The following is a 24,111-nucleotide window of genomic DNA, read 5'->3' as shown; positions in this document are numbered from 1 at the left end:
AATCCACCTTCAACGTGATTAATTTAATTTAGAAACCTGTCTTCCCCCCAAACGCTCTTTTTCTGCGGCAGGAAGCACGTTAACTGAAATTGTTGCATAAGAACCCAATTTTTGACCGATTATCATGAATCGAATAAAATTCCCCATCCCTTCCAACAAACGCGCATTTCGCAAACCACCGCAATCAACTGGGTTAAATCCAATATCTTCCGCAAGCTTCATTACGATATTTCTGGCTTCTTCGTCATCCCCCGCGACAAAACAAGAAACGTTATTATCTTTCAACGGTGTCGGTACAAGTTCAAAAACTTCTTGCGCCATCGTATTAAATGCTTTAACTACCCGAACTTTTGGAACCTCTAACGCTAACTTTTCAGCTAAAGATTGTTCTATAGGGGGATAAGCAAAACCTTCGGGAATTTCAAAGTTATTGCAATCAATGAAAACCTTTCCTGACAACACTTCTAGATCGGAAACAACTTCTTCTGGATTCACGCCACGGATAGTGTAAAGCAGCACCTCTCCAAAGGCTGCGGCTTCATCGTTGGTACCGCCTTGAGTGCTATTTCCAGCCGTATCTGCAACAGCTTTACCCTTCTCTACCGTTCTCGCACCGAAGTATACCTGATGTCCTTGCTCTGCCCAAAGTATACCGAGGGAACGTCCCATGTTTCCACTGCCGATTATGCCGATTTTCATGATTTCACACTCCTGAAATTAAATTAATTAATGATTAAAAACAGACAGGTCTGTATTGTATAACTTCTTGAAAAATAACAGACAGGTCTGTATCATGTCAATAGACGATTTGTTCTAAAGAGATGCCAAGAAAAGCCGATGGTTCGGCGCGAGAACGTATATTAAAGGTTGCTAGCGATCTATTTTACCAGTATGGGATTCAAGCTGTAGGGGTAGATAGAATCATCGCCGAATCGGGAGTTGCTAAAACGACGCTTTACCGTTATTTTCCATCAAAAGATGATTTAGTTGTGGCGTTTTTAGAAGAGCGTAACCGCCTTTTTTGGGAATGTTTTGATATTGCAGTGGGAAAGCATCCAGATAATCCCAAAGCGCAGTTATTAGCAGTATTCGAGTGGATAGACGAACTATTGATGAAACCGGAGTGTTACGGTTGTCCGTTTTTGATAACTACCAGCGAATTTCCTCAACTAGATTATCCAGGGCATCGAGTGGCGATCGCACATAAAAAAGAAATGCTTCACCGTTTAATAATCGTGGCAGAAAATGCAGGTATTCCCAATACGGAACAGTTGGGGAAGTATTTATTATTGTTGATAGATGGAGCGTTTTCGCAAAGAAGATTATTTGGGTTTAGTGGGTTTGAAAGTAATTTAAAAGATGCTGCGGAGATGTTGATCGATGCTCAAGTTTGATTTTTGATTTTAATTTGATTTTCAATTATGCCGTACTCCTGCCATAATGAATTCAATTGACTGTTGCACGTGTAATTCTAACATCTGCTTACCGAACATCTTTTTACCAGGAAAAAGGTGTTTAACTCCTTCTCGACTGAGAAAATAAAATACACAAATGCCAATAATATCATTAGCCGTCATTCTAGGTTCGAGAAAACGAAAGCTATTATCTGCAACTCCTCGCTTTAAAATAGCAATCAATATTTCATCAATACTGTGAATATTAATTTGCTTATAATACTCTCCTTGATTTTGCAGTGCTTCATAACACATAATCAACGGCCAATTGGGATTTTTTACTAAATTAGAAAGAAGACAGCGTACAAATTGTTCTAAAGCAGTTTCAGGAGGTAAATTATCTAAAGAAAGTTCTTGAAGCGGCCGCATATAAACATTAAATCCTCTTTCTAAAACCGCCAAATATAAACCTTCTTTGCTTTGGAAATAGTAATAAATCATCGCTTTAGTAACACCAGTATTGGCTGCGATGGTTTCAATACGAGCATTCGCAAGTCCATTTAGAGCAAATTCCTCTACTGCTGCATCCAAGATTTCTGCTTGAGTAGCTTCGCGGGAGCGACTCCGAGATGGTTTTTTTGACGAGGAATTTTTTCTTGTTGAGTCAGCCATAGATACAGAAATTTTCAACTTACATTCGCGTTAATTAGCATAGAGAGAAGTTTCTTTACCTGTCAACGCGCAAGTTTAATTCACTTCATATTGTGCAGCAATTTCAACAAGCTAACCGCCTTGGAATAAATTCCCAGGCTAATATACAAAGTACGTTGAAACGCACTAAATAAAAGCCTTCCCCAGTCCTATTTATAGGACTTTCGCTATTAGACTGGGACTTGCAGTCCCAGGCGGTGTTGAGAATGGTGCAAGAAGTGAAATTAACCTAGGGAGCAACACCAAAATATTTGACCATTAACTAAACATCGCGTAAGTTAGTTAAATAGAATATATTCTTAAAAAAAGATGCACTCAAATAAAAAAATCATTGTAATTGGTGGCGGAATTGGAGGAGCAGCAACAGCATTAGCCCTTCACCGTAATGGATTTGAACCAGTTGTTTACGAGCGTGTTAAAGAATTACGGGAGGTGGGTGCTGGAATTGCACTTTGGGCAAATGCTACTCACGTATTGAAAAAACTAGGTTTGTTAGAAGCAGCTTTACGGGTAGGGGTTATCACCTCAAACTATCAATTCAATTCTCAACACGGGAAAGAGTTAGTTAATCTGCCTGTAGATGGTTTCGAGCTTCCAACGATAGGTATTCATCGGGCTGATTTACACAAACTGTTGTGGAGTAAATTACCCGAAAAGCAATTTATTTTAGGAGAGACTTTTGAACGATTGGAGCTACACGAAAATAAAGTTCGCGCTGATTTTGCATCGGGTTTAACTATTGAAGGTGATGCTTTGATTGGTGCTGATGGTTTAAATTCGAGAGTAAGAACTGAGCTATTTGGTCAACAGCCACCAATTTATCGGAATTTTACAACTTGGCGGGGTTTAACTTCTCATATTCCCAACACATATCCCTCTGGGTATATCAGAGAGTTTTTAGGAAGGGGAAAAGGGTTTGGATTTATGATGCTTGGTAAAAATCGGATGTATTGGTATGCAGCAGCATTAGCTCCAGAAAATCAACCAGATGCGGCAATTGAACGAAAAAAACAACTTGAAAATATGTTTCAAGATTGGTTTCGTTCGATTCCCGAATTAATTGCTGCTACAGATGAAACAGATATTATTAAAACTGACCTTTACGATAGAGTACCGGCTTTACCTTGGAGCAAGCAAAATATAACTTTACTAGGTGATGCTGCACATCCGACTCTACCAACTTTAGGGCAGGGGGCTTGTATGGCATTAGAAGATGCACTGGTTGTAACTAAATGTTTACTCGAACACTCAGAGGCAGAAGTAGCTTTTCGTAAATATGAATCTCTGAGATTTCCACGTACCAAGTCTATTGTAAAACAGTCCTTAAGATCGGCACAAATGGGTAAATTAAAGCATCCAATTAATGTTGCATTAAGAGAAACCTTGATGAAATTAATCAAACCAGCTATAAAAAATAGTTTTAAATCTATCCATGCTTACAGAGCTTGATTTTGATATTCCCCATTCCCAATTCCCAATTCCCCATTCCCCATTCCCAATTACCTATTACCAATTAACTATTACCAGTTACCAATTCCCAATATTAGATAATTATACTCATGAATCTTTAGAGAAATTACCGTAAGATTTTACGCAATCAGCAGCAGCCGAATTGTAGTTATTAAAAATGCGCGATTGAAAAATCTGTAATTTATTTATTAATTTATTTACTCAAAAAATTCGAGTTACTTACTCTAATTTCATTTATGGGAAAATTGAAGGAATTGATTCATAAGGAAAATCCTCAAATAAACGGCGCTAATGAGAGGAATACTCAACCCAAAAGCAAGGGGGGTTTTTGGGGGAAAATGGTTCAACTTGCGATTGTGTCGGCTGTCGCTGGAGGATTATTTGGATTTTTCTTGACTGGCAAGCCATTTATGCAAGCTAATCTTAAACCAGAAGAAACGGATTTTTTTAATGACAATGCTATTGATGGAGGTCAATTTTTACAGTTAAATCGTCCCGTCAATATTTTGGTGATGGGAATGAGCGTACTTCCTCCAGATACGCAAAATGCACCGGAAGAAAGTAAAGACTTAGGATATTTACCCCAAATAAATTCCTTTGATGGACTTTCCGACGTGATGTTATTGATTAGATTCGATCCGAAAACTAATCAATTAAATATGCTTTCTATTCCCAGAGATACCCGCACGGAAATAGAAGGTTATGGTTTGAGAAAAATTAATTCAGCTAATCGTTTGGGTGGTGCTTATTTAAGTGCTAAAAGCGTTCAGAATCTTTTAGGAAATATAGATATACATGGTTACGTTAGGATTAATGTTTTGGGAGTCGGTAAACTAGTTGATGCTTTAGGAGGTGTAACAGTTAACGTTCCCAAGGATTTAAAATATCAAGACGATTCCCAACATTTATATATTAATTTGAAAGCTGGAGAGCAGCATCTTGACGGCGACAAAGCATTACAACTACTGAGATTCCGTAATGATGGAAGAGGAGATATCGGAAGAATTGAACGGCAGCAATTACTCATGCAAGCCTTGATACAACAGGCTTTGAATCCTGCAACATTAGCGCGATCGCCAATTATTCTCGGTACTATAAAAGAAAATATTGATACAAATTTAACACTTGATAGTTTATTAACTTTGGTTAATTTTGGTGTCCGAACAAATCGCTCGGATATAAAGATGTTAACTTTACCCGGTAGAGTTAGTAATGATAGAGAGTTTGATGCTAGTTACTGGCTACCAGATGAAGAAGAAATTGATGAGATAATCACTCGTTATTTTAATTAGTTATTAAAATTGGGAATTGGTAATTGGGCATAAGTAGATAGACGTAATTAAATATAAAATAATAAGACCTCACCCTCAATCCCTCTCCTTAATAAGGGAAGCGATACGGCAGGGTGAGGTTTTACATTTAATTTGACCTAGTTACTTAGTTAGGAGTTAGGAGTTTTTCTACCCTCTCTCCCCCATCCCCCCATCTCCAGATGCCTAAAATTTGAAAAATAATTACCATTAATAAAAGACAATTCATTAGAAGCCCATGAAATTACCAAATGGTCCCAAGACTCCTTCTTTTATCCAAACGCTTAAATTTATCCTCAATCCTTTGTCGATGCTGGATAACTGTGCCAAACGCTACGGGGATATTTTCACTTTAAACTTAAAGTCTCGTGTGGTTTTTATTAGTAATCCGCAAGCACTACAGCAAATACTAACTAACGATAAGACGGATTTTAGCGTTCCATCAGAAGGAAACAAAGCTTTTGAACCGTTGATGGGTAAGCATTCTGTAATTATGGCGAGCGGTAATGCACATCGCCGTCAGCGTCAGTTATTGATGCCTGCTTTTCATGGCGATAGAATGCGTTGTTATGGCGATACGATAAATCAAGTTACCTCGGAGATAATGAATAGCTGGGAAGTTGGTCAAAACTTCGATGTGCGTTTTGGGATGCAGGCTACTACCATGCGGGTAATTATGCAGGCAGTGTTTGGAATTTACGAAGGCGATCGCGCTGTTGAATTAGAAAAACTTCTCGGTTCGATTTTGGAGGCTGGGGGAAGTTCACCTATCAATGCAGCTTTTATGATTTTTCCGATTCTGCAACGAGATTTAGGTGCAAAAAGTCATTGGGGAAATTTTCTGCGTCAAAAGGAACGAATTCATCAACTGCTTAATGAAGAAATAGAAGAAAGACGTGCAAAGCCCGATGATTCGCGTACTGATGTTTTAAGTATGTTAATGGCAGCACGGGATGAGAATGGCGAAGCCATGACTAATGCTGAATTACGCGATGAATTAATAACGTTGTTATTTGCAGGTCATGAAACCACCGCAACTGCTTTAACTTGGGCTTTGTACTGGATTCATAAGTTACCTGAAGTTCGGGAAAAGTTATTGGCAGAACTCGATTGTTTAGATGAAAATTCCGATTTTAACACTATCAATAAACTGCCATATTTGAATGCAGTTTGTAATGAAACTTTGCGAATTTATCCGGTAGCAATACTTCTATTTCAGCGAAAGGTAGAAACGCCTGTTTCGCTGTGCGGTTACGATTTTGAACCAGGTACATTATTATATGGTTCAATTTATTTAGTTCACCAAAGAGAAGATTTATATCCCGAACCCAAGAAATTTAAACCGGAACGTTTTTTAGAAAGACAGTTTTCACCTTACGAATTTATTCCTTTTGGTGGTGGTGCAAGACGCTGTATTGGTATGGCGTTTGCTCAATTTGAAATGAAGTTGATTTTGACGAAGATTTTAACAAGTTTGCAGTTAGATTTGATTGATAGTGGTGAAGTAAAACCTAAACGTCGCGGTTTGGTAACTGGCCCAAATCGTTCGATTCAAATGGTTGTTAAAGGTAAGCGGGTTGTTGAATCTCGCAGTTTAGAAACGGTTGGTTAGGATTTTAGATTTTAGATTTTGGAATTTGGATTATCAAGCACGCAATTAACCTCTCCCTCAATCCCTCTCCTGATTCTTCGAGAGGGCAGCCGGAGGCAGGGTGAGGTTTTATATTTAATTTAACCCAGTTAATTAGAGATGCTTTGATTGTTAATTATTTCTCTCAATATTAATATAACCTCTTCTCACCGTTCCCCGTTCCCCATTCCCCGTTCCCTCTCTTAAGATAAATTATGTCATACAGCGACTTTAAAACAATAGACCAAGCTGTTGCTAAATTAGAATTGAATGTAGAAGATATTTCTCATTTGTTTGGTCAAGTTGAAGCTATGGAACCTTCTCAACGTTTAAAAGAAACTTTGGATGAGACTTTAGATTTAGCATCGAGTATTAGTACGGAAAAAGCTCGTTCGGAATTGATTATTACGCCAATATTATTAGAAGTAAGGCGAAGATTTCAGAATAAAATCGGTTATTTTTCTGGTAATACATTTAATATTGATGAATCCAAGAGTTTAACTGGTGCTTGTGATTTTCTCTTAAGCGCATCCAGCAATCAATCATTGGTAACTGCTCCGGTTTTAACATTGGTAGAGGCTAAAGATAATGATATCCGTATCGGCTTAGGACAATGTGTAGCTCAAATGGTTGCCGCTCAAATGTTTAATACTCGTAAAGGATTGGAGGGGCAAATTATTTATGGTGCTGTTTCTACAGGTACTAACTGGAAATTTATGATCTTGGAAGATAATTTAGTAAAAATTGATTTAACAGAATATTTTATTACGCAATTGGATCGGATATTAGGGATTTTAGCTGAACCTTTTAGAATTTATTTTGCGGGTTAACTTAATAAAAAAATTACAACTCAAAGTTAATCATGTTTATTTTGAAGAAATATCACCAAAAGTTATATTCCCTGCTGTACCTATATTAAAACCAATATTGCGATCGCCAACTATTCCCACACCATCTTTAACTTTATTGCTGATGCTGCGAATGTTTTCTTCTGCTTCTGCTTTGACGCTTTCATATCCTTCTTCTGGTAAACCTTTACCACCACGTAATAAAGCCACGGGAAAGTCTTCTGTCGCGAAATCAAAGAATGGTGTTTGTTCGGTTTGATATTCCTGCTGTGTTGTTGACGGAACAGTTTTACTCAGATAATTCATTAAATGAGAAACTTTCACCGTCTTATCTCCGGGTTGATTTCCCGCACCTTGTAAAGCTTCGAGCAAATGATAAGTGTAAATGCTCATTTCCCTATCGCTGCGAATCCAAGATAATTGTGTTCCGGTAGAGGATGTAAATACAACTCTTCCCGTACCTTTTAAATCGTCAATAATGGTTTTTGGTAAAGCTGTTTGAGTAAAACTCTTGGGTATGGGCGATCGCTTATTATTCCCTGCATCGTCTTTTGAAGTCGCCATTCCTTGAGCGTGACAACTATCTATAATTACTAATAATCTTTGTGCGGGAATTTCTCGTAATGCTTGGTTCAAGGTTTCTGCTGAAAGTGCAGTGTCGGGAATGTCTGCTCTATCGGTTTCGTGGGGAATGAGATAGTAATTTTGAGAATTATCTAAGCAACCGTGACCGGAATAGTAAATAAGTATAGTTGCTTCTGGGTCATTTTCGGCTTGTTGTTTTAACCAGTTTAAATTTTCGAGGATTTTTTCTTTGGTAGCGGTTTTGTTATAGAGAAGACGAATGTTATTGTCGATGTAACCGCATAAGTTGGAGTCGGTGAGGAGAGATTTTAGTGCTTGGATATCTTTTACCGTAACTGGTAGTGATAATTTGTCTTCGTCACATTCACCAACACCAATGAGTAGAGCGTAGTTGTGGGAAGTATTGGACATAATGAGTTTAGGGATGGGTTTGTAGTATTTTAGGTGTTGTTGGGTTTTTTCGAGTTCATACATAAGTAACTCAAGATTTGCTCCACCAATTGCCTTAACATAATCTTCCTGTTTTAAATATTCAGTTAGTGAAGAAATAACTCGATCGGAATCTAGATCGCTAAAATCGTATTTAATTTTTCTAATTAATGCAAAAAGGTAAGTATTAAAACTCAATTGACCTCTAGCTGCTGCATCCCAAAGACTTTCTATATAAGTTTTTGAAGCTTTCTTATCGACATTGATTGATATATCTAAATTATTTTCGCTAGTCGATTTGTGCGAACAAATTTCATCTAAAGCTAATTTTGCTGTTATACGAACATTAGAATCTTGATCTTGTAACACTTCAGTTAATGCAGGAATCGCTACCTTTGAGCGAATATTACTCAAAGCCTCTGCGGAATAGGCACGAACATCAGCATCTTCGTCTCTCAACATTTCAACTAAAGCAGGAACAGCTTTTTCAGAAGCTATTTTTCCTAAAGATAATGTAGCATTTGCACGAACACTCCAGTATTTATCTTTTAATAATTCAATAAGTAAAGAAATTGCTGTATCTGAGCCAATCTCACCTAAAGCAGTTGCTGCATGGCTGAGAAAAGACCTATTATCATCTTGATTAACTTTATTTTTTAATTCAATTTTTACAGCTTTTATTGCATTGATCTGGCTCATTTTTCCCAAAGCAACAGCAGCATAATCACGAACTGAATCATCTTCATCTTGATTTTTTAGTACTTCTATTAGACTATGAATTGCTCTATCAGAGCCTATTTGACCTAAAGCTTTTACGGCAGACTCACGAACTTGAAAATATTCATGTTGTAAAACTTGAACTAAGGCAGGAATTGCTATATCTGAACCAATCTTTGCCAAAGTATTTGCAGCATATATACAAACTTCATATTCTTCACTTTTTAAGTCTTCAATTAGTGAATCAACTGTCACATTAGATTGTATTATATTCAATAATCTAATTTCTAATAATTTTGGCAATCCTAAAACATCAATCAAACCAACTGTTTCACCTTGCCATTCTTCCCTAACTTCCCCCGCCAACCTCGCACCTAACTGCCAATCAACCCCCAAAGCCAACTTCACCAAACCCACCGCGCTATATTGCTTATCTACCAACTGCATCATCAACGCTACAACTTCCGTCCACTTCAAATAATTCAAATATTCCCACTGCAAATCATCATCACTCAACTTCGGTAACTCTTCCAATAATCTTTCAGCAGCGTAATATTCTTGCAGCAGTTGATGACGAAACTGAATTTGATTTTCTGCACCAAGTTGAATCAAATGATGTTTAAGCAAATCATCTAACCATTTTTCTGCATCCCTTGGCTGATGATAATCTTGCTCTTTGAGAAACTGAGTCAAAACATTTCTAGCTTCCTGTATCGGAATAGCAACGAGAATTTCGGTTTTCAAGAAACCTAACCCCCCAGCCCCCTTCCCTACAAGGGAATGGGAAGCATGAAGCCCCTCTCCTAAGAGGCGAGGGGTTTGGGGAGAGGTTCCGCCATGAGTCATTACCCAAGCTAAATGCTGCAATAACCGTTTCCACCAACGGCGAGATTCATCTGTTACCGGAATATCTTGTTTGAATTTATTATCGTAAATTTCAGTGAAGCGACGAAATACCGAACCCAAGTTTGATGGTACTTTGTTTTGATTATCAACAAACACCGAACAAAGCATCATTAATAATAAAGGTGTTTCTCCCAACTCCTGCAAACGCCCTGACAACTGCTTGAGCATTTCTTCCCCTTGCTCTGGAAGATAACCACAAACAAAATCCCGCATTTGGGTTTCTGTTAAAGGTTGCATTTGCAGCTTTTTCTCTATTCCTAAATCACCACCTACCCCTAAATCTCGCGTCGTGAAAATCATCGGTGTGGTTTTCTGATAATCTTGGCGAAATTTTTGTAAATCTTGTCTTGCTGCTTCCGATGGTAATTCGTTTACACCATCAATTAACAAAAGGAATTTTCCTGCAAACAGCAATTTTTCTATTTCAGCGATTTCTAACCACAATTGGTGACGTTTGAGACAGTCGCGGATTAATTCGATGATTGAAGTTTTGTAAAAGCGAAGTTCTATAAGGATGGGAATTTGACCTAACCCCCCAGCCCCCTTCCCTACGAGGGAATGGGGAGAATTAAGCCCCTCTCCTAAGAGGCGAGGGGTTACTCTACGAGAAAACGCTCCGCGTTCATGGGGAGAGGTTTCTTCCAACAACAACCGTAACAACGCTGTGGATTTACCAGAACCCGGACGACCTATTAATAACACGTGCTTGTCAGCGTATTTACGTAAACCTTCAATAACCGTTAAACGTTCGGTTTCTTCTTCTTGCTGCTGTTTAACTTTCTCTACCATCAACCCAAAATTGAAAAATGGCGATAGAGGCAGCATCGCTGAACGCTTTTGTTGCTCGTGCCGAAGATTTCCTACAACATCAGTTATGGTGTAACAATCCCACCATTGGGCGTAAGTATTGCCGATCGATTGTAGATAAGGGTTGAAATTAACCACTTTATTAGTTAGCTGCTATATAAAGGAAGCGCTAAAGCGCAACTACAAACCAATTTAATCAAGATTACTGGGATTATAGCGAATTTATCGGACTTTATAAGATACGATCGCGATTCAAATTCCTCAAAAAATTTATCGCAGACATTGTTCTTCAACGCCTGCGATATCTTTCTATTCGTATTAACCATTCGCTAATTAACTAAAAATTAATCCGGCAATTTAATTTTCGGTTCGGTTCCTTCTATAACTCTTTCAACATCAAAAGTTTCAATTTGCCCTTCAAAAAGATTGAAGATAATGCGGATTTCTTCATAAGCTACAGCACTGGATGCTCCTCTTGGGGGATCGCATTTAACTCTCATTATCCTTTGATTGCCGCCAAACTTTTCATTAATATAAAAGCTTCTGGTACACTGAAAACCAAGAAAACTTTCTAATGCTAATAAATTAAGCGCTGCTACACCCATACGATTATTAACAATCATTTTAATTTCATTTATTTCTTCAGCTTCCGTCATGCGTCGCCATTCCATATTCCCACCTGCAATTTCATTTAATTTAGACCAAGTTTTTGAGCCAACTATTCCATCTGCAACAAGCCCATATTCACGCTGAAATCTAACAACTGCATTTTTAGTCTGAGAGCCAAAAATTCCATCAATTGCACCAGAATAAAAATTGATTTGTTTTAAAATTTCTTGTAGCTTGATGACTTCCGCGCCTTTTGAACCTTCTCTAAGAGTAGGAAGATTTGCGGTATTCACGATATCCTCCAAAATTTACCTGCTATAAGTAACTACAAGAGAGTCTCCAAAGCAAGACATAAGGATTCCGCAATTTTAATTAAAAAAATACTGACAATTTATATAGAAAAGATTGCGCTTTGCTATGCTAGTAGTCCTTTTCATTCATTCCAACGGGTTGTAGTGCTACGTCTCCTGGAAGTTGGGAGAAGACAGCAATCAAACACTAATTATATGGCTGTTCTATAACAAAAAATTAGTTACGAACGAAGAATAAAAGTAATATATCTTACTCGTTAAGATTTGTAGTTTTCAGTGTAAATTAATTGTAGGATGTATCGGCGACAGAGACAGCATAGCTGAACGCTAAATTTTTTTGTGTCAATTCCTTGCGAGCTAAACTTTTGAATCGAATCAGCCCTAATAAAATGACGTAATTGGCTAAAGTTCAGTTACCAAGCCTTACTGTTTTGCTGTGAGTAATTTTTCGTACAGCAATATCAAACCCCAAAGTTACAGGTCAAAAAATATGCCTTCTACCTTCAATCTTTCAGCGCCATCTACTTTTAATTTACAAGAAGCTACTGTCAACGATATTCAGACAGCATTTAATTACGGAGCTTTGAGTGTAGAGGAATTAACCCAACTCTACCTGAATCGAATTACAGCTTATGACGATCAAGGGCCAAATCTTTCTGCGGTAATTTCGGTTAATCCCGATGCTTTGGAAACGGCGAAGCAATTAGATGCAAAGTTGAGAAATCAAGGTGCGGATGGAGCTTTGTATGGAATTCCAGTACTTTTAAAAGATAATTATGACACCTTTGATTTACCGACTACAGCGGGTTCTGATGTTTTAGCGGGTTCGATTCCTCCAGATGATGCCTTTACTACAAGCGAATTTCGCGATGCTGGAGCGATTATTTTGGGTAAAACCAATATGAGCGAATTTGCTCTTTCTTCTGGAAGGCTTGGTTACAGTTCTTTGGGAGGTTTAACGCTCAATCCTTATAATCTCAATCGCGATGCTAGTGGTTCGAGTAGCGGTACGGGTGCGGCAATTGCGGCGAATTTTGCGACTTTGGGAACTGGTACGGATACGGCAGGTTCGGTTCGCGGCCCTTCTTCCGTTACGAGTTTGGTAGGTATAAAACCGACGCGGGGATTGGTGAGTGCTGATGGTATAGTTCCCCTCGCGCTTACCGCAGATGTGGCTGGCCCGATGGCTCTTTCTGTTGAAGATGCGGCGATCGCACTGGGGGTAATGGCTGGTGTCGATCCCAACGATCCGGCAACGGAAGCAAGCAAGGGAAAAACTTTTGATGATTATACTCAATTTTTGGATAAAAATGCTTTAAAAGGTGCAAGAATTGGTGTAGCCAGAGATTATTTTGGATTTAGAGGAATTAATTGCAGCTAGTAAAGATCCAGAATTGGTTAATTCGGAAACTCCAGTTAATCCCAATCGGATTGCAGTATACGAAGATTCCTTAGAATTTGGTGGTTTGGATAATCCCGAATATCAAACAGCGATTAATCAAGGTATTCCACAATTGCAGGAAGAATTAAATAATATTTTCGTTGACAACAAATTAGATGCCATAGTTTATCCAACCATTGCCACTCCACCAACTCCGATTACTGATTCCGATGGTAACGTAATTGACGACCCAACTTATCAAGCCGATTTAGAAAACGTTGGCGGCGACCCCTACAGAGCCAACTATTTAGCTAACTTAACGGGTTTCCCCGATATTACAGTACCTGCGGGATATACTGAAGAGGGTTTACCTGTTGGTATCTCTTTGTTTGGTCAAGCATTTACTGAATCTACGTTAATAGGATTGGCATATGCTTACGAGCAGCAAAATCCAGTACGGATGCCGCCATGAAATACACCTGCTTTACCGGGAGAAAAGTTTGAATATCTCACCGAAGTTTTGATTGTTGGTGATGCTGAAGATGATATTTTGGAAACTGGATTATTACCAGATTTTGATGGTAATAAAGATGTCGTATTTGCTGGAAAAGGTAACGATTTAGTAGATACCACTCAAAGTATTTCCGGTGGTAATCGGGTATTCGGTGGTAGCGGTAATGATGAATTATTCGCCGGGAAAAACGATGTTATTAATGGTGGTGCTGGTAACGATATTTTGGATGCATCCCAAGGTAGGGGAGGAAATCGTTTGAATGGTGGTGATGGAGATGATACCTTTTTTGCAGGTGGTAACGATAGATTAATTGGTGGTGATGGTAACGATCGGTTTTTTGTTACTGAAAAAGGTGGAAATATAATTAGTGGTGGTGCTGGTAAAGATCAATTTTGGATTGTGACAGCAGAGTTGCCGCTAAACGCAAATACAATTACTGACTTTGAAAGTGGAGTTGATGTAATTGGAATTGCGGGTATTGGTTTATCTTTTGAAGATATAACTTTCAAAATAGATGATGGTAAAACTACAATTAATGTTTTAAGTCAAGATGTTGCAGTTTTATTGGGTATGGAAGGGAATCTTGAGGAAAGTAATTTCGCCTTTATTTAACACAAGTTAGATGATTGTTGAATAAGTTTTTAGCCTAGCCACTGAAAGGCTTAGAGCTAACATACTCTCTCTTTTTTTTAGGGAGAGGCTTTTATTTTTGATGATTCTCTAGCAAAAATTATGCTGATGATAAGCTATTTTGCGCCTTTATTGTTGTAAAATCAAACTTGTAAAATAAATTAAAACAACACTCTTCTAATTATTTATATAATTCCGCAAGCTTTGTGTCTTTGCGGTGTAATGAAGTGCGATAAATTACCATCTATATGACTAATTCCTTAATCCAAACCCTACAATTAATTGCTAACCCGATAAACTTTTTCGATAACCATGCACAAAGATATGGAGATACCTTTAGTTTACGAGTCTTGGGTATAAATTCCCCGCCAGTTGTCTTCTTCAGCAGCCCCCAAGCTATTAACGATTGTTTCGCTATCTCCGCGAATAAATTAGATTTTAAAAAAGCTACTCATGTATTCAAACCGTTATTCGGCAGCGATTCTATTGTCTTTCAAGAGGGTAAATCACATAATCGGCAGCGACAATTATTAATGCCTCCATTTCATGGCGATCGCCTAAAATCCTACGGTGATACAATATGCAATATTACTAATAATGTAATTCGCGATTGGAAACCTGGTAATACTGTTTCTATGCAGCAAGTAATGCCGGATATTACTTTACAAATTATCCTTCAGGTGGTATTTGGAATTACTCCAGGGGAACGTTACGAAAAATTAATAAAATTATTAACCGCTTTATTAGATGATATTACTAAACCGCTGTTTTCTAGCTTATTTTTCTTTCCACCTTTACAGCAAGATTTAGGAAAATGGAGTCCCTGGGGAAATTATCTCAAAAGACGGGAAGAAATTGATAAATTAATATATGCTGAGATTTCCGAACGTAGAATAAAAAAGGATAATTTAGGGGAAGATATTTTAAGTTTGTTAATGTCAGCGAGTGACGAAAATGGCGGTAAAATGACTGATAAGGAATTGCGAGATCAACTAGTTTCTTTATTGCTTTTGGGTTACGAAACCACATCTGGAGTTTTAGCGTGGTTATTTTATCTGATTCACTCGCATCTAGAAGTTAAAGATAAATTAATTAACGAATTACAAAGTTTAGATAATTTAGATAATTTAAACAAAAAAAACCCAGAAACAATTGTTCAACTACCTTACCTAAATGCAGTTTGTTCCGAAACCATGCGACTTCACCCCATAGCTTTAATTTGTACTCCCCGCATGGCTATAGATAAAGTAGAAGTTGCTGGAGAAAAGTTTCCCAAAGGTACGGTTTTAGTTCCCTGTATATATTTAGCTCATCGTCAGGAAACAACTTATCAACAACCGGATAAATTCATTCCCGAAAGATTTTTAAATAAAAAGTTTTCCGCATTTGAATATTTGCCTTTTGGGGGAGGTTATCGGGGCTGTATTGGTGCGGCTTTTGCAATGTATGAAATGAAATTGATATTAACAACTATTATCCAAAAATTTGCATTGGAATTAGTCGATAAAAAACCAGTAAAACCAGTGCGTCGGGGTATTACAATTGTTCCTAGTGGTGGAGTTTCGATGAAAGTTGTGAAAACTATTTAGTATAGTTAGGACTTACGCAACGCCCCCCTTTAAAAGGGGGGTTGGGGGGATCTTAACGTTGGGGATACCTCATTTATCGTTACTTTTGCGTAAGTCCTAATAGTGTTGAAATTAGATTAAAATAATCCCAATTTAGAGCGGCTTTGATCGTCAATTTTACAAGTACTTAAAATAATCAGAGTATCCATTGTTGCACAAGACATTTATTTTTGGCGATAGGCGTTCAGCTTTTTGTGCGGCTTAGCCGAACAATACGGTGTATCGCACAAATTAGGGGTAATAGAAAAAGAGGTTACGAATATGGGGAATGGGGCATTGGGAATTGGGGAATTAATTATTCAACTGCCAGATAATGCATGAGACACATAACAGATTTCGTCATATCTGTTACAACACAGCAACAAATCTAAATGTAATTTGGAATAGTGTTTTGAGTTGTCTATTTTAGATTTTCATCGGTTGATGACGAGAATAATCCGTTCATCACCAATCAAAAATCCTGTTAGCGAAAATCTAAAATTGAATAAGCTCTGGGAATCTCTGAAAATAAAAATCCGCGCAGAATCGAAGCACAAAAAAGTTTATTGCTTAACCCAGAGGAGCTTTAATTATGGCAAAGATGGCTATTTTTTACGGCAGTACTTCCGGCATAACCGAAGAAATCGCCACAAAGATACATGAGCATTTTGGTGAAGAATTATGCGATCTTTTTAGCATGGAAGAAGATTTCACTAGTGTTGATGAAATGCTTGAGTACGATCATTTGCTCTTTGGTTGTTCTACCTGGGGTTCTGGGGAAGTCCAAAACGACTGGCGAGATCCATTATTTGAAATGGAGATGGACAAACCTGATTTTACAGGTAAAACCATTGGGCTATTCGGTGCGGGAGATTATAAGAGCCACGGCGAACAGTTTGTCAGTGCATTAGGAACCTTATACGATCACTTTAAAAAATTGGGTGCAACCCTTGTTGGTGAAATTCCTACCGACGGTTATACCTATGAATATTCCTCCGCCGTGCGCGATGGTAAATTTATTGGACTACCTATTGATGAAGTTAATGAAAGTGAGAAAACTGACGAGCGTATTGCACGTTGGGTTGAAGCATTAAAACCGCATTTTCCTAGCCCATCATTGGAAACTGCTTAGTATTCGTTTTTTACCATTCCTCAAAGTTCATCCTAGTAGATTAGCTACTAAATGTTACCTCAAAAGTGAAACCCGACGTTAACGTTAATGTTGGGTTTCGCTCTGTATCACCTAACCTACTAAGTGGGTTAATACAAATAAATATAATACGCTCAGTCATTGCGAGGAACGAAGCAATCCCAGTCACTGCGGTTGCTATCTCCCTTGGGGAGACGCTGCGCTAACGTCGTTCCTCCATTCCCTCTCTAGGGAACACTCCGTGTTCAGCTTGCTGACCCGTTAGGGTAACGCAATGACATCTTACATTTAATTATGCCTACCTACTTACTTCTTACTTCCCGTTTTAGTTAAGAGTTGACAGTTAAATAACAGTTAAATAGTCTATCAATAAACATCTTTATCAATTTCTTGAAGCAATATATATACCAAAACCCATCCTAAAACGATAGGAAATATAACGATTAAAGTACGGGGATCTGACAGTAAAATATCCATAATTATAGTAAGATTAAATTAGTTTTGCATCGAATTCATCTATAATGCGATATTACAGAATACCCTTTTGATTTATCGTATTTTAGTAGAAATATCAAGGTAAGTGTAAAAAATTTGGTTACAGCCGTACTTGTGATGCTAATTAAATAGTTGTAATGGACTAAATTCAAATTATCATCAGCAACCGACGGAAAAATCCGCCGCCTTGGAATAAATTCCCAGGCTAATAAACGAAGTCCGTTGAAAACGGACTAAATTCAAATTATTATCACCAACCAAAAAATTCTCAGTCGTCTTAAGACGACTTTATATATGAGCCTGGGAATTTATTCCAAGGCGGGTGATGATTTAGTTTCAATATTAGTTTTTATTATCAGGTTCGGTATATTCGCAAAAAATCTTCAATCCCACCTTGAGTAAATATAAAACAACAACTGTTGAAATAGCTGGATCTAAAGGTAAACCAGATAAAGTTGTAATTGAAACAATCAACCCGGTAAGTAATGGAGCGCTACCGGGGTTTTTAGTATATTCTTTAAATTGAGCTTGGAAACCATCATCACCGCAAAGTTCTTTGCGTAGTACAGTTAAAGTAGATTGCCAAAGAGATTTTTTATCGTAAGTATCCGTACCGAATTTTTCAGTCCAAAGTTCATCGAAAGCAGTATTAAAATTGCCGTTGTTTTGTTCTAGGGTAGCTAATGCTTTTTGTGCGGGTTCGTAATCTTTAAGGAGTTGCTGTTTTTGATTTATTTCGGTTGAATCTAATTGGGTATTCATATAGATTTACGAAGATGTTAACTCTTGAATTAATTGTTCGGGTGTTAAAATTCGTGGAGTTGTAACCGGGAAGTCTTTTTGATTGCGAGTAACAATAGCATCTAAATTGTTAATTACCGCAGCACCGTACACAATTGCGTCTTCAAAATCTTTGAAATTGCTAGCAAGCGCCATTGAGATTGTAGCTTGGTTTACCGTAGCGACTTGGCAGAAGGTTGCTATTCCTTGTAAAAATTGTATAGTCCAAGTATGACCTTTAGTTTTGCGAATAATGTAATATAAATCGCTAAAGGTTGATGCACTAATATATCCTTCAACTCGTTGCTGTTCGACAAAACGTAACACTTGTTCGCTAGCTGCGAAAAAAGGATCTCTATCAAGTGCTACATCTACAATAATATTGGTGTCTATCAATATCTTCACAAATTATGTTTCTCCTTTAAAGCTTCCCATCTCGCTTCATCTGGATCGAAATCTGGTGATGTTGGTGGTGCATTTTCCAGCAAGTGTTTCAGTGCTTGAATTTTGTATTCCCGCTTTTTAGGTGTTTCTGATTGCGATTCACTGGGGGTTTCTGTAGAATCATTAACTTCATCAGCTACCTGTAAAATAATTACTTCCACATTTCCGGGTGGTATTTCAATAGATTGTGTAACTACTAAATTACCTGTTGCGTCAATTTTGCCTTTGGCTTTGTAAGCTTGCATATTATGGTTCCTTTTTATTTATAGGAAAGTTTAGAACAACTTAATTTTACATTATTGATCATTATATTTTTCTAGAGTGGCGATCGCGCTTCCTTGAGAATGATGGTTTTTCTGATTTTTTACATAACCAACTGCTTGTTCTAACTGTTTGCTACCCAAAGATAATAAACCATATCCACGCTGCCAACTAAAAGAAACTTTATCTTCAGATAATCTACTGTTTTTATTTAAGAAATGTGCGCTACCACCTTTAATATTTTTGACAAAATCAGCAATAGATAAACTTGGTGGAATAGAAGCGACTAAATGAATGTGGTCTTCAACGCCACCAATAGCATGAATTATACAATTAAGACTATCAGATTTATCAACAATATACTTATAAAGATCGGTTTCTCTTTCAGGTGTAATTAAAGGGTGACGTTCTTTAGTTGCCCAAATAAGGTGATAATAAGTGCGCCAAAAAGCCATGATTATTATATGAAAACTTATGCTTAAATTTTCTTGATTTTACTCGCTTGATTGGGATTGTTGTTTTGGTATAAATACCGAAAATGTCCGCCTTGGTTGGGAATTTTCGCAAATGTCCGCTTTGATTGGGAATTTTCGCCGTAACTCACATCTTGGAATAAATTCCCAGGCTAATAAACGAAGTCCGTTAAAACGGACTGAATTCAAATTATCATTACCAACCAACGGAAAAATCCGCCGCCTTGGTTGGGAATTTCCGCAAATGTCCGCCTGGTTGGGAATTTTCGCAAATGTCCGCCGCCTTGGAATAAATTCCCAGGCTAATAAACGAAGTCCGTTGAAAACGGACTGAATTCAAATCATCATCACCAAACGAAATATCCCCAGTCGTCTTAAGACGACTTTGTATATGAGCCTGGGAATTTATTCCAAGGCGGAAGACACGACTTTGTATATGCAGCCCAGGAATTTATTTCAAGGTGGATTACGGCGAAAATTTATTTCAAGACGGATTACGGCGAAAATTTATTCCAAGGCGGATATCTGAGCAACTACCCCTCCTCATCCAACCTATCCCGCGCCGCCCAAATCGCCTCCCGCACCTTACCCGCGCAATCCCCACCCGTCACCTCGCGCCAAATCGTATCAAATTGATTTTCTCCCAAAACCCGCAACATCCGCGCTAAAGCATTTATATAAAAGTTAATAAACTCTTGATAATGCTCAATACCAATTGCTAAACCACGAATATAAATTGGTAAAGCTTCAGAAAAATTTGATTGCGTTTCTAACACCCTTCCCCATTTAGCCAATGTTGATGAAGCCCGATACCAATCTTGGAATTGTTTAAAAATACCAAAGGTTTTTTGATAATAGCTAATCGCATCTTCAAATTGCTCTTGTTCTTCGGCTACCATACCCAGTTGGTGATATTCCATTGCAGTGCTGTACAAATCCCCTGCATCTTCGTATATTTTCAAAGCCTTGAGGTAATATTGCTGCGCTTCATCAAATTGTCGTTGTTCTTCGGCTACCGTACCCAGTTGGTGATATTCCCTTGCAGCGTTGTATAAATCCCCTGCATCTTCGTATATTTTCAAAGCTTTGAGGTAATATTGCTGCGCTTCATCAAATTGCCGTTGTCTTTGAGCTACTATACCCAGTTGGTGATATTCCATTGCAGCGTTGTACAAATCCCCTGCCTTTTCTTTTATTTTCAAAGCTTTGAGGTAATATTGCCGCGCTTGCTCAAATTGCCGTTGTTCTTCGGCTACGTTACCCAGTTGGTGATATTCCATTGCAGCGTTATACAAATCCCCTGCCTTTTCTTTTATTTTCAAAGCTTTGAGGTAATATTGCTGCGCTTGCTCAAACTGCCGTCGTTCTTGGGCTACCATACCCAGTTGGTGATATTCCCTTGCAGCGTTGTACAAATCCCCTGCATCTTCTAATATTTTCAAAGCTTTGAGGTAATATTGCTCAGCTTGCTCAAATTGACGTTTTTTTTGGGCTACCACACCTAGTTGGTGATAGCCAGTTGTAGCGCTGTACAAATCCCCTGCCTTTTCTTTTATTTTCAAAGCTTTGAGGTAATATTGCTGCGCTTGCTCAAATTGCTGTTGCTCTTCGGCTACCATACCTTGATTGTGATATTGACTTGCAGCTTTGTACAAATCCCCTGCATCTTCGTATATTTTCAAAGCTTTGAGGTAATATTGCTGCGCTGCCTCAAATTGCCGTTGTTGATAAGCGACATAACCCAGTTGGTGATAGCCAGTTGCAGCGCTGTACAAATCCCCTGCATCTTCGTATATTTTCAAAGCTTTGAGGTAATATTGCTCGGCTTGCTCAAATTGCCGTTGTTCTTGGGCTAGCATACCCAGTTGGTGATAGGCAACAGCAATTTTGTCATTCATCGAGGAGTCATTTAAAGCTATCAATTCATCGAGAATTTCCTGATAAATTGTCCTTGCTGCTTCTAAATCAGCACTTAATAGTGCTTCATTCGCTTCATTAACCCGCAGGTACACCCAGAAATTAAAAGCATCTTTACCCTTGGCTTTAGCTTCCGATAGATGTATACCAATTTGATTTAACACCCGCTGTTGCAAAGCTTTAAATTCAGGTTTGCGCCCTAAACGTTCGTATATCTCTCCCAAGGCTTGTAAAATCGCTTGTGCTTCAGCCCATTGCTGTTGTTGTTCGGCTAGACGCAGGTTTTGCAGCAGGTTTGCTTCTTCTACCCGTAAGATAAAGATTGCGAATTCGGCGTTGCCGATCAGTTTCTCACGGTATTTATCCGCCAGAGAAGCGTAGAAAATCAGCAACTTTTTTTCGAGTTCACTGATTACCTCCTCATTATGCAAAAGCGTTATTGCATTCAACCGTTTCCGTAAAAACCAAGGTAAAGCCGGATGAATTTTATATACAGTACTATCCAATTGTTCTAAAATACTTGCTGCTGCGGCTTCATTGAGAATTGCTAACCAATCATCTTTGTGCAAATTCTCCCCAAATACCGTTTTATATACTTGCCCAAATTCATCATCAGGGCTTTCTGAAAAACCATTAAGCAAATCTACATTCACCCTCTCACAAAACAACCCCAAAAACGGTAAATGTCTCCTCGCTTTCTCCGACAATTTACTAAAGGAATAATCCAACGAAACCGTCAGCGATTTATCTCTTCCTTCCTCTTCCTCCCCCGCAAAAGTATCCAATCCCTGACGCAAGGCTTCAATTAACTGCGCTGGTGTTTGCGTTTTCAAATGCGGTAACACTACCCGCAATGACAAGGGATGTCCCCCCAATAATTTCAACAACTCCAAATATTCTTTCGGCAACTTCCTTTTATCTACCCCCGCAGTTTGCAAAATCTTGGCGGCTAATTCTTCTACATCACCTGCGAGCAAACCACCTAAATTCAACAGCGTGTAACCACAATCAAGCCAAGCTTCCTCGCGACGACTGGTGATTAATACCCAAGTTTTCCCGCTGCGTAACTGTTTGAGAAATTGTTTGAGTTCGTTTCTTTCTTCCCCAGTTAATAACGGTTGATTCCCGGTAGGAAAACCATTTACAGGTTCAAAGTTATCCCAAATTAACAAACACGATTGAGTTTGCAGATATTTCAACACCGCAGCTTGCTGTTTATCTAGTGGAAGCGAATTAAATTTATCTAATTGATCTCCCCAAACTTCCCTACCAACTTGGCTGATAACATTACTCAAGGTTGCGCCATGTTCAAAGGAAACAAAGAACATTTTATGATCGCGCCCTTGAGTTTCTTCTAACCACCGCGCAAATCCGCAAGATAACTCAGTTTTACCAACACCGCCCATTCCTTGCATCAATACGATATTATTTTGGCGAAATGCTCGCTCTAAGCGCAAAATATCGTAATCGCGTCCGATAAAACCGTAGGCTCCTTCATCTGGAAATCCGTATAAAGACGTTATGTATAACGTCTCTACATCATCTAGATCGAAAATATCATCTGTATTATCTTCAGGAATAAACGGCGCATAACTTTCCTGCTCGTACAAAACCGGAACAATCCAATCTCGCAATATTTTATCGCCTTTTGGACTTGGACGTTGCGGTTGATTCAATACAGCTTTTCTTCCTGCTGCAACTGCTTGAGAAAGATTTGCACCCTTCACCAATTCGCCATACAACCTGCCGATAAAGTGTTTCGCCGCAACAGCATACACCGAATAAGCCATCGCTACCACACCTTTGGCTCCCAAAGATACCAAGCGCGTCGCCACCGAAGAAAATTTATCTTCCCCTTCCCTTGCCGATTTACAAGCATTCAATACAAAAATCGGCACTCCACAATCTGCTAAATTCTGGGCAATTTGCGCTGCTGTCACAATCTGCGGTGAACCATCAAGATTTTCAAACACCAATACACCTTGTCCCAAACCACCCAAACTATGCTGAAATCCTTGGCTGTTGGGGTCAAAATCTCCATGTCCGTCAAAATGAACAATGTGATAAAATCCTTTATTAGCGCTTAATTCCCGCTCAAATTCTTCAAAACTGGGCGGACGCAATACTTTTATATTGACTTTGTGACGAATTTCTGCTATAGAATCCAGCAAAGGACGAGCAATGGTTTTTAGAGCAATATCTGTTTCCCCATAAGGGCGAGCAATTACTAAAAGTATATTTAGCTTATCTTGAGGTAGTTGCGGAATTTCTCCCCTTACCGCATAATCGCTCAAACTACGTGACATTCCCGCCAAAGAAGGCGCAAGAAATTGTCTGTCACCAGGAGAATACAGCAACTCCCAAGGTAAATTTAAGATAGCGAAATCATCCGAGGCGATCGCCAACTCGCAATTATGCAAACCATCATAAGTGGCAGCTTGAAAAAACTCCCGCGCTTTCTCGCTACTGCGAAACACTAATTCAAATAACTCTTCTCCCCAAGTCTGCAAATTTTGTTCTATTTTTGCAGCTTCATCTGGGAAGATGCCATAAGGAAAGCGTAAATATTCTTCTAAATACCAGCGTAAATCTGTTAAAGCTTCTTTATTAAATGGATGTTCAAGTTTTACCGCATCGGCAAATCGTGGTGCTGCTTGCCCGCGCTGCCAGGAGAGTTGGATATTTTCGCCTTGATGGGTAATTCGCAAGCAGTTTTTTGGCATAGCTAAGGG

At 38.5% G+C, this 24,111-nt stretch carries 19 protein-coding genes; 10 read left to right on the top strand and 9 right to left on the bottom strand.

What is annotated here, in order from left to right; all coding sequences use genetic code 11:
* Window positions 1-18: 18 nt before the first annotated feature.
* Window positions 19-699, bottom strand: a complete 681-nt coding sequence (locus ACM03V_RS17290; protein WP_414622033.1) for an NADPH-dependent F420 reductase — start codon at window positions 697-699, stop codon at window positions 19-21.
* Between the two features lie 122 nt (window positions 700-821).
* On the opposite strand from ACM03V_RS17290, the gene ACM03V_RS17285 reads away from it, so the two are divergent.
* Window positions 822-1,394, top strand: a complete 573-nt coding sequence (locus ACM03V_RS17285) for a TetR/AcrR family transcriptional regulator (RefSeq protein ID WP_414622032.1) — start codon at window positions 822-824, stop codon at window positions 1,392-1,394.
* Between the two features lie 21 nt (window positions 1,395-1,415).
* On the opposite strand, the gene ACM03V_RS17280 is transcribed toward ACM03V_RS17285, so the two are convergent.
* Entirely contained in the window at window positions 1,416-2,066 is a 651-nt protein-coding gene (locus tag ACM03V_RS17280) for a TetR/AcrR family transcriptional regulator (protein ID WP_414622031.1), read from the bottom strand.
* Window positions 2,067-2,414: 348 nt separating this feature from the next.
* Between ACM03V_RS17280 and ACM03V_RS17275 the strand changes: the two genes are divergently transcribed.
* The 4 genes from ACM03V_RS17275 to ACM03V_RS17260 all read left to right on the top strand — a co-directional run bounded on the left by ACM03V_RS17275 (window position 2,415) and on the right by ACM03V_RS17260 (window position 7,345).
* A complete protein-coding gene (locus tag ACM03V_RS17275; RefSeq protein ID WP_414622030.1) occupies window positions 2,415-3,554 on the top strand; it encodes an FAD-dependent monooxygenase in 1,140 nt (379 codons plus the stop codon).
* A 359-nt stretch (window positions 3,555-3,913) separates the two neighbouring features.
* Window positions 3,914-4,867 (top strand): LCP family protein, encoded by a 954-nt coding sequence (locus tag ACM03V_RS17270; protein ID WP_414622029.1) that lies wholly within the window; start codon window positions 3,914-3,916, stop codon window positions 4,865-4,867.
* A gap of 256 nt (window positions 4,868-5,123) precedes the next feature.
* Window positions 5,124-6,497, top strand: a complete 1,374-nt coding sequence (locus ACM03V_RS17265) for a cytochrome P450 (RefSeq protein WP_414622028.1) — start codon at window positions 5,124-5,126, stop codon at window positions 6,495-6,497.
* 233 nt (window positions 6,498-6,730) lie between these two features.
* Complete coding sequence (locus ACM03V_RS17260) at window positions 6,731-7,345, top strand: hypothetical protein (RefSeq protein ID WP_414622027.1); 615 nt, start codon at window positions 6,731-6,733, stop codon at window positions 7,343-7,345.
* A gap of 36 nt (window positions 7,346-7,381) precedes the next feature.
* Here ACM03V_RS17260 and ACM03V_RS17255 read toward each other — a convergent pair whose 3' ends face one another.
* Together ACM03V_RS17255 and ACM03V_RS17250 are read right to left on the bottom strand one after the other, a co-directional pair.
* Window positions 7,382-10,945 carry a HEAT repeat domain-containing protein gene (locus ACM03V_RS17255; RefSeq protein WP_414622026.1) on the bottom strand — a complete coding sequence of 1,188 codons (3,564 nt, stop codon included), beginning with the start codon at window positions 10,943-10,945 and terminating at the stop codon, window positions 7,382-7,384.
* A 206-nt stretch (window positions 10,946-11,151) separates the two neighbouring features.
* The gene (locus ACM03V_RS17250) at window positions 11,152-11,709 is read right to left on the bottom strand and encodes a peptidoglycan-binding domain-containing protein (protein ID WP_414622025.1); all 558 of its coding nucleotides are present in this window, start codon (window positions 11,707-11,709) and stop codon (window positions 11,152-11,154) included.
* Between the two features lie 508 nt (window positions 11,710-12,217).
* Here ACM03V_RS17250 and ACM03V_RS17245 point away from each other — a divergent pair.
* The 5 genes from ACM03V_RS17245 (at window position 12,218) to ACM03V_RS17225 (ending at window position 16,991) form a co-directional block, all read left to right on the top strand.
* On the top strand, window positions 12,218-13,108 hold the full coding sequence (locus ACM03V_RS17245) for an amidase family protein (protein ID WP_414622024.1): 891 nt from the start codon (window positions 12,218-12,220) through the stop codon (window positions 13,106-13,108).
* Window positions 13,080-13,580: an amidase family protein gene (locus ACM03V_RS17240; RefSeq protein ID WP_414622023.1), complete on the top strand. Its 501-nt coding sequence runs from the start codon at window positions 13,080-13,082 to the stop codon at window positions 13,578-13,580. The genes ACM03V_RS17245 and ACM03V_RS17240 overlap by 29 nt, the downstream gene beginning before the upstream one ends.
* 48 nt (window positions 13,581-13,628) lie before the next feature.
* Window positions 13,629-14,234: a calcium-binding protein gene (locus ACM03V_RS17235; protein ID WP_414622022.1), complete on the top strand. Its 606-nt coding sequence runs from the start codon at window positions 13,629-13,631 to the stop codon at window positions 14,232-14,234.
* Window positions 14,235-14,500: 266 nt separating this feature from the next.
* On the top strand, window positions 14,501-15,841 hold the full coding sequence (locus ACM03V_RS17230; protein ID WP_414622021.1) for a cytochrome P450: 1,341 nt from the start codon (window positions 14,501-14,503) through the stop codon (window positions 15,839-15,841).
* Window positions 15,842-16,451: 610 nt separating this feature from the next.
* Window positions 16,452-16,991, top strand: a complete 540-nt coding sequence (locus ACM03V_RS17225) for a flavodoxin (protein WP_414622020.1) — start codon at window positions 16,452-16,454, stop codon at window positions 16,989-16,991.
* A gap of 855 nt (window positions 16,992-17,846) precedes the next feature.
* Here ACM03V_RS17225 and ACM03V_RS17220 read toward each other — a convergent pair.
* From ACM03V_RS17220 to ACM03V_RS17200, 5 genes are all read right to left on the bottom strand, one after another.
* On the bottom strand, window positions 17,847-18,266 hold the full coding sequence (locus tag ACM03V_RS17220; RefSeq protein ID WP_414622019.1) for a hypothetical protein: 420 nt from the start codon (window positions 18,264-18,266) through the stop codon (window positions 17,847-17,849).
* A gap of 6 nt (window positions 18,267-18,272) precedes the next feature.
* Window positions 18,273-18,689 carry a type II toxin-antitoxin system VapC family toxin gene (locus tag ACM03V_RS17215; protein WP_414622018.1) on the bottom strand — a complete coding sequence of 139 codons (417 nt, stop codon included), beginning with the start codon at window positions 18,687-18,689 and terminating at the stop codon, window positions 18,273-18,275.
* Window positions 18,686-18,973 carry a hypothetical protein gene (locus tag ACM03V_RS17210; protein WP_414622017.1) on the bottom strand — a complete coding sequence of 96 codons (288 nt, stop codon included), beginning with the start codon at window positions 18,971-18,973 and terminating at the stop codon, window positions 18,686-18,688. The genes ACM03V_RS17215 and ACM03V_RS17210 overlap by 4 nt, the downstream gene beginning before the upstream one ends.
* Window positions 18,974-19,024: 51 nt before the next feature.
* Window positions 19,025-19,444, bottom strand: a complete 420-nt coding sequence (tnpA, locus tag ACM03V_RS17205) for an IS200/IS605 family transposase (RefSeq protein WP_414622016.1) — start codon at window positions 19,442-19,444, stop codon at window positions 19,025-19,027.
* A 551-nt stretch (window positions 19,445-19,995) separates the two neighbouring features.
* Window positions 19,996-24,102, bottom strand: a complete 4,107-nt coding sequence (locus tag ACM03V_RS17200; RefSeq protein WP_414622015.1) for a tetratricopeptide repeat protein — start codon at window positions 24,100-24,102, stop codon at window positions 19,996-19,998.
* Between the last annotated feature and the right edge of the window lie 9 nt (window positions 24,103-24,111).

The organism is Calothrix sp. CCY 0018, assembly GCF_963920925.1.
In the GTDB taxonomy this organism is placed as follows: domain Bacteria; phylum Cyanobacteriota; class Cyanobacteriia; order Cyanobacteriales; family Nostocaceae; genus Rivularia.
Note: the sequence above shows the minus strand (reverse complement) of the source record. Positions and strands in the feature narration are given on the sequence as shown.

Coding starts and splice junctions, on each gene's coding strand:
- tnpA (WP_414622016.1), bottom strand. CDS start 19,444: ATGGCTTTTTGGCGCACTTATTATCACCTTATTTGGGCAACTAAAGAA.
- ACM03V_RS17265 (WP_414622028.1), top strand. CDS start 5,124: ATGAAATTACCAAATGGTCCCAAGACTCCTTCTTTTATCCAAACGCTT.
- ACM03V_RS17230 (WP_414622021.1), top strand. CDS start 14,501: ATGACTAATTCCTTAATCCAAACCCTACAATTAATTGCTAACCCGATA.
- ACM03V_RS17280 (WP_414622031.1), bottom strand. CDS start 2,066: ATGGCTGACTCAACAAGAAAAAATTCCTCGTCAAAAAAACCATCTCGG.
- ACM03V_RS17290 (WP_414622033.1), bottom strand. CDS start 699: ATGAAAATCGGCATAATCGGCAGTGGAAACATGGGACGTTCCCTCGGT.
- ACM03V_RS17245 (WP_414622024.1), top strand. CDS start 12,218: ATGCCTTCTACCTTCAATCTTTCAGCGCCATCTACTTTTAATTTACAA.
- ACM03V_RS17270 (WP_414622029.1), top strand. CDS start 3,914: ATGGTTCAACTTGCGATTGTGTCGGCTGTCGCTGGAGGATTATTTGGA.
- ACM03V_RS17225 (WP_414622020.1), top strand. CDS start 16,452: ATGGCAAAGATGGCTATTTTTTACGGCAGTACTTCCGGCATAACCGAA.
- ACM03V_RS17285 (WP_414622032.1), top strand. CDS start 822: ATGCCAAGAAAAGCCGATGGTTCGGCGCGAGAACGTATATTAAAGGTT.
- ACM03V_RS17260 (WP_414622027.1), top strand. CDS start 6,731: ATGTCATACAGCGACTTTAAAACAATAGACCAAGCTGTTGCTAAATTA.
- ACM03V_RS17275 (WP_414622030.1), top strand. CDS start 2,415: ATGCACTCAAATAAAAAAATCATTGTAATTGGTGGCGGAATTGGAGGA.
- ACM03V_RS17200 (WP_414622015.1), bottom strand. CDS start 24,102: ATGCCAAAAAACTGCTTGCGAATTACCCATCAAGGCGAAAATATCCAA.
- ACM03V_RS17220 (WP_414622019.1), bottom strand. CDS start 18,266: ATGAATACCCAATTAGATTCAACCGAAATAAATCAAAAACAGCAACTC.
- ACM03V_RS17210 (WP_414622017.1), bottom strand. CDS start 18,973: ATGCAAGCTTACAAAGCCAAAGGCAAAATTGACGCAACAGGTAATTTA.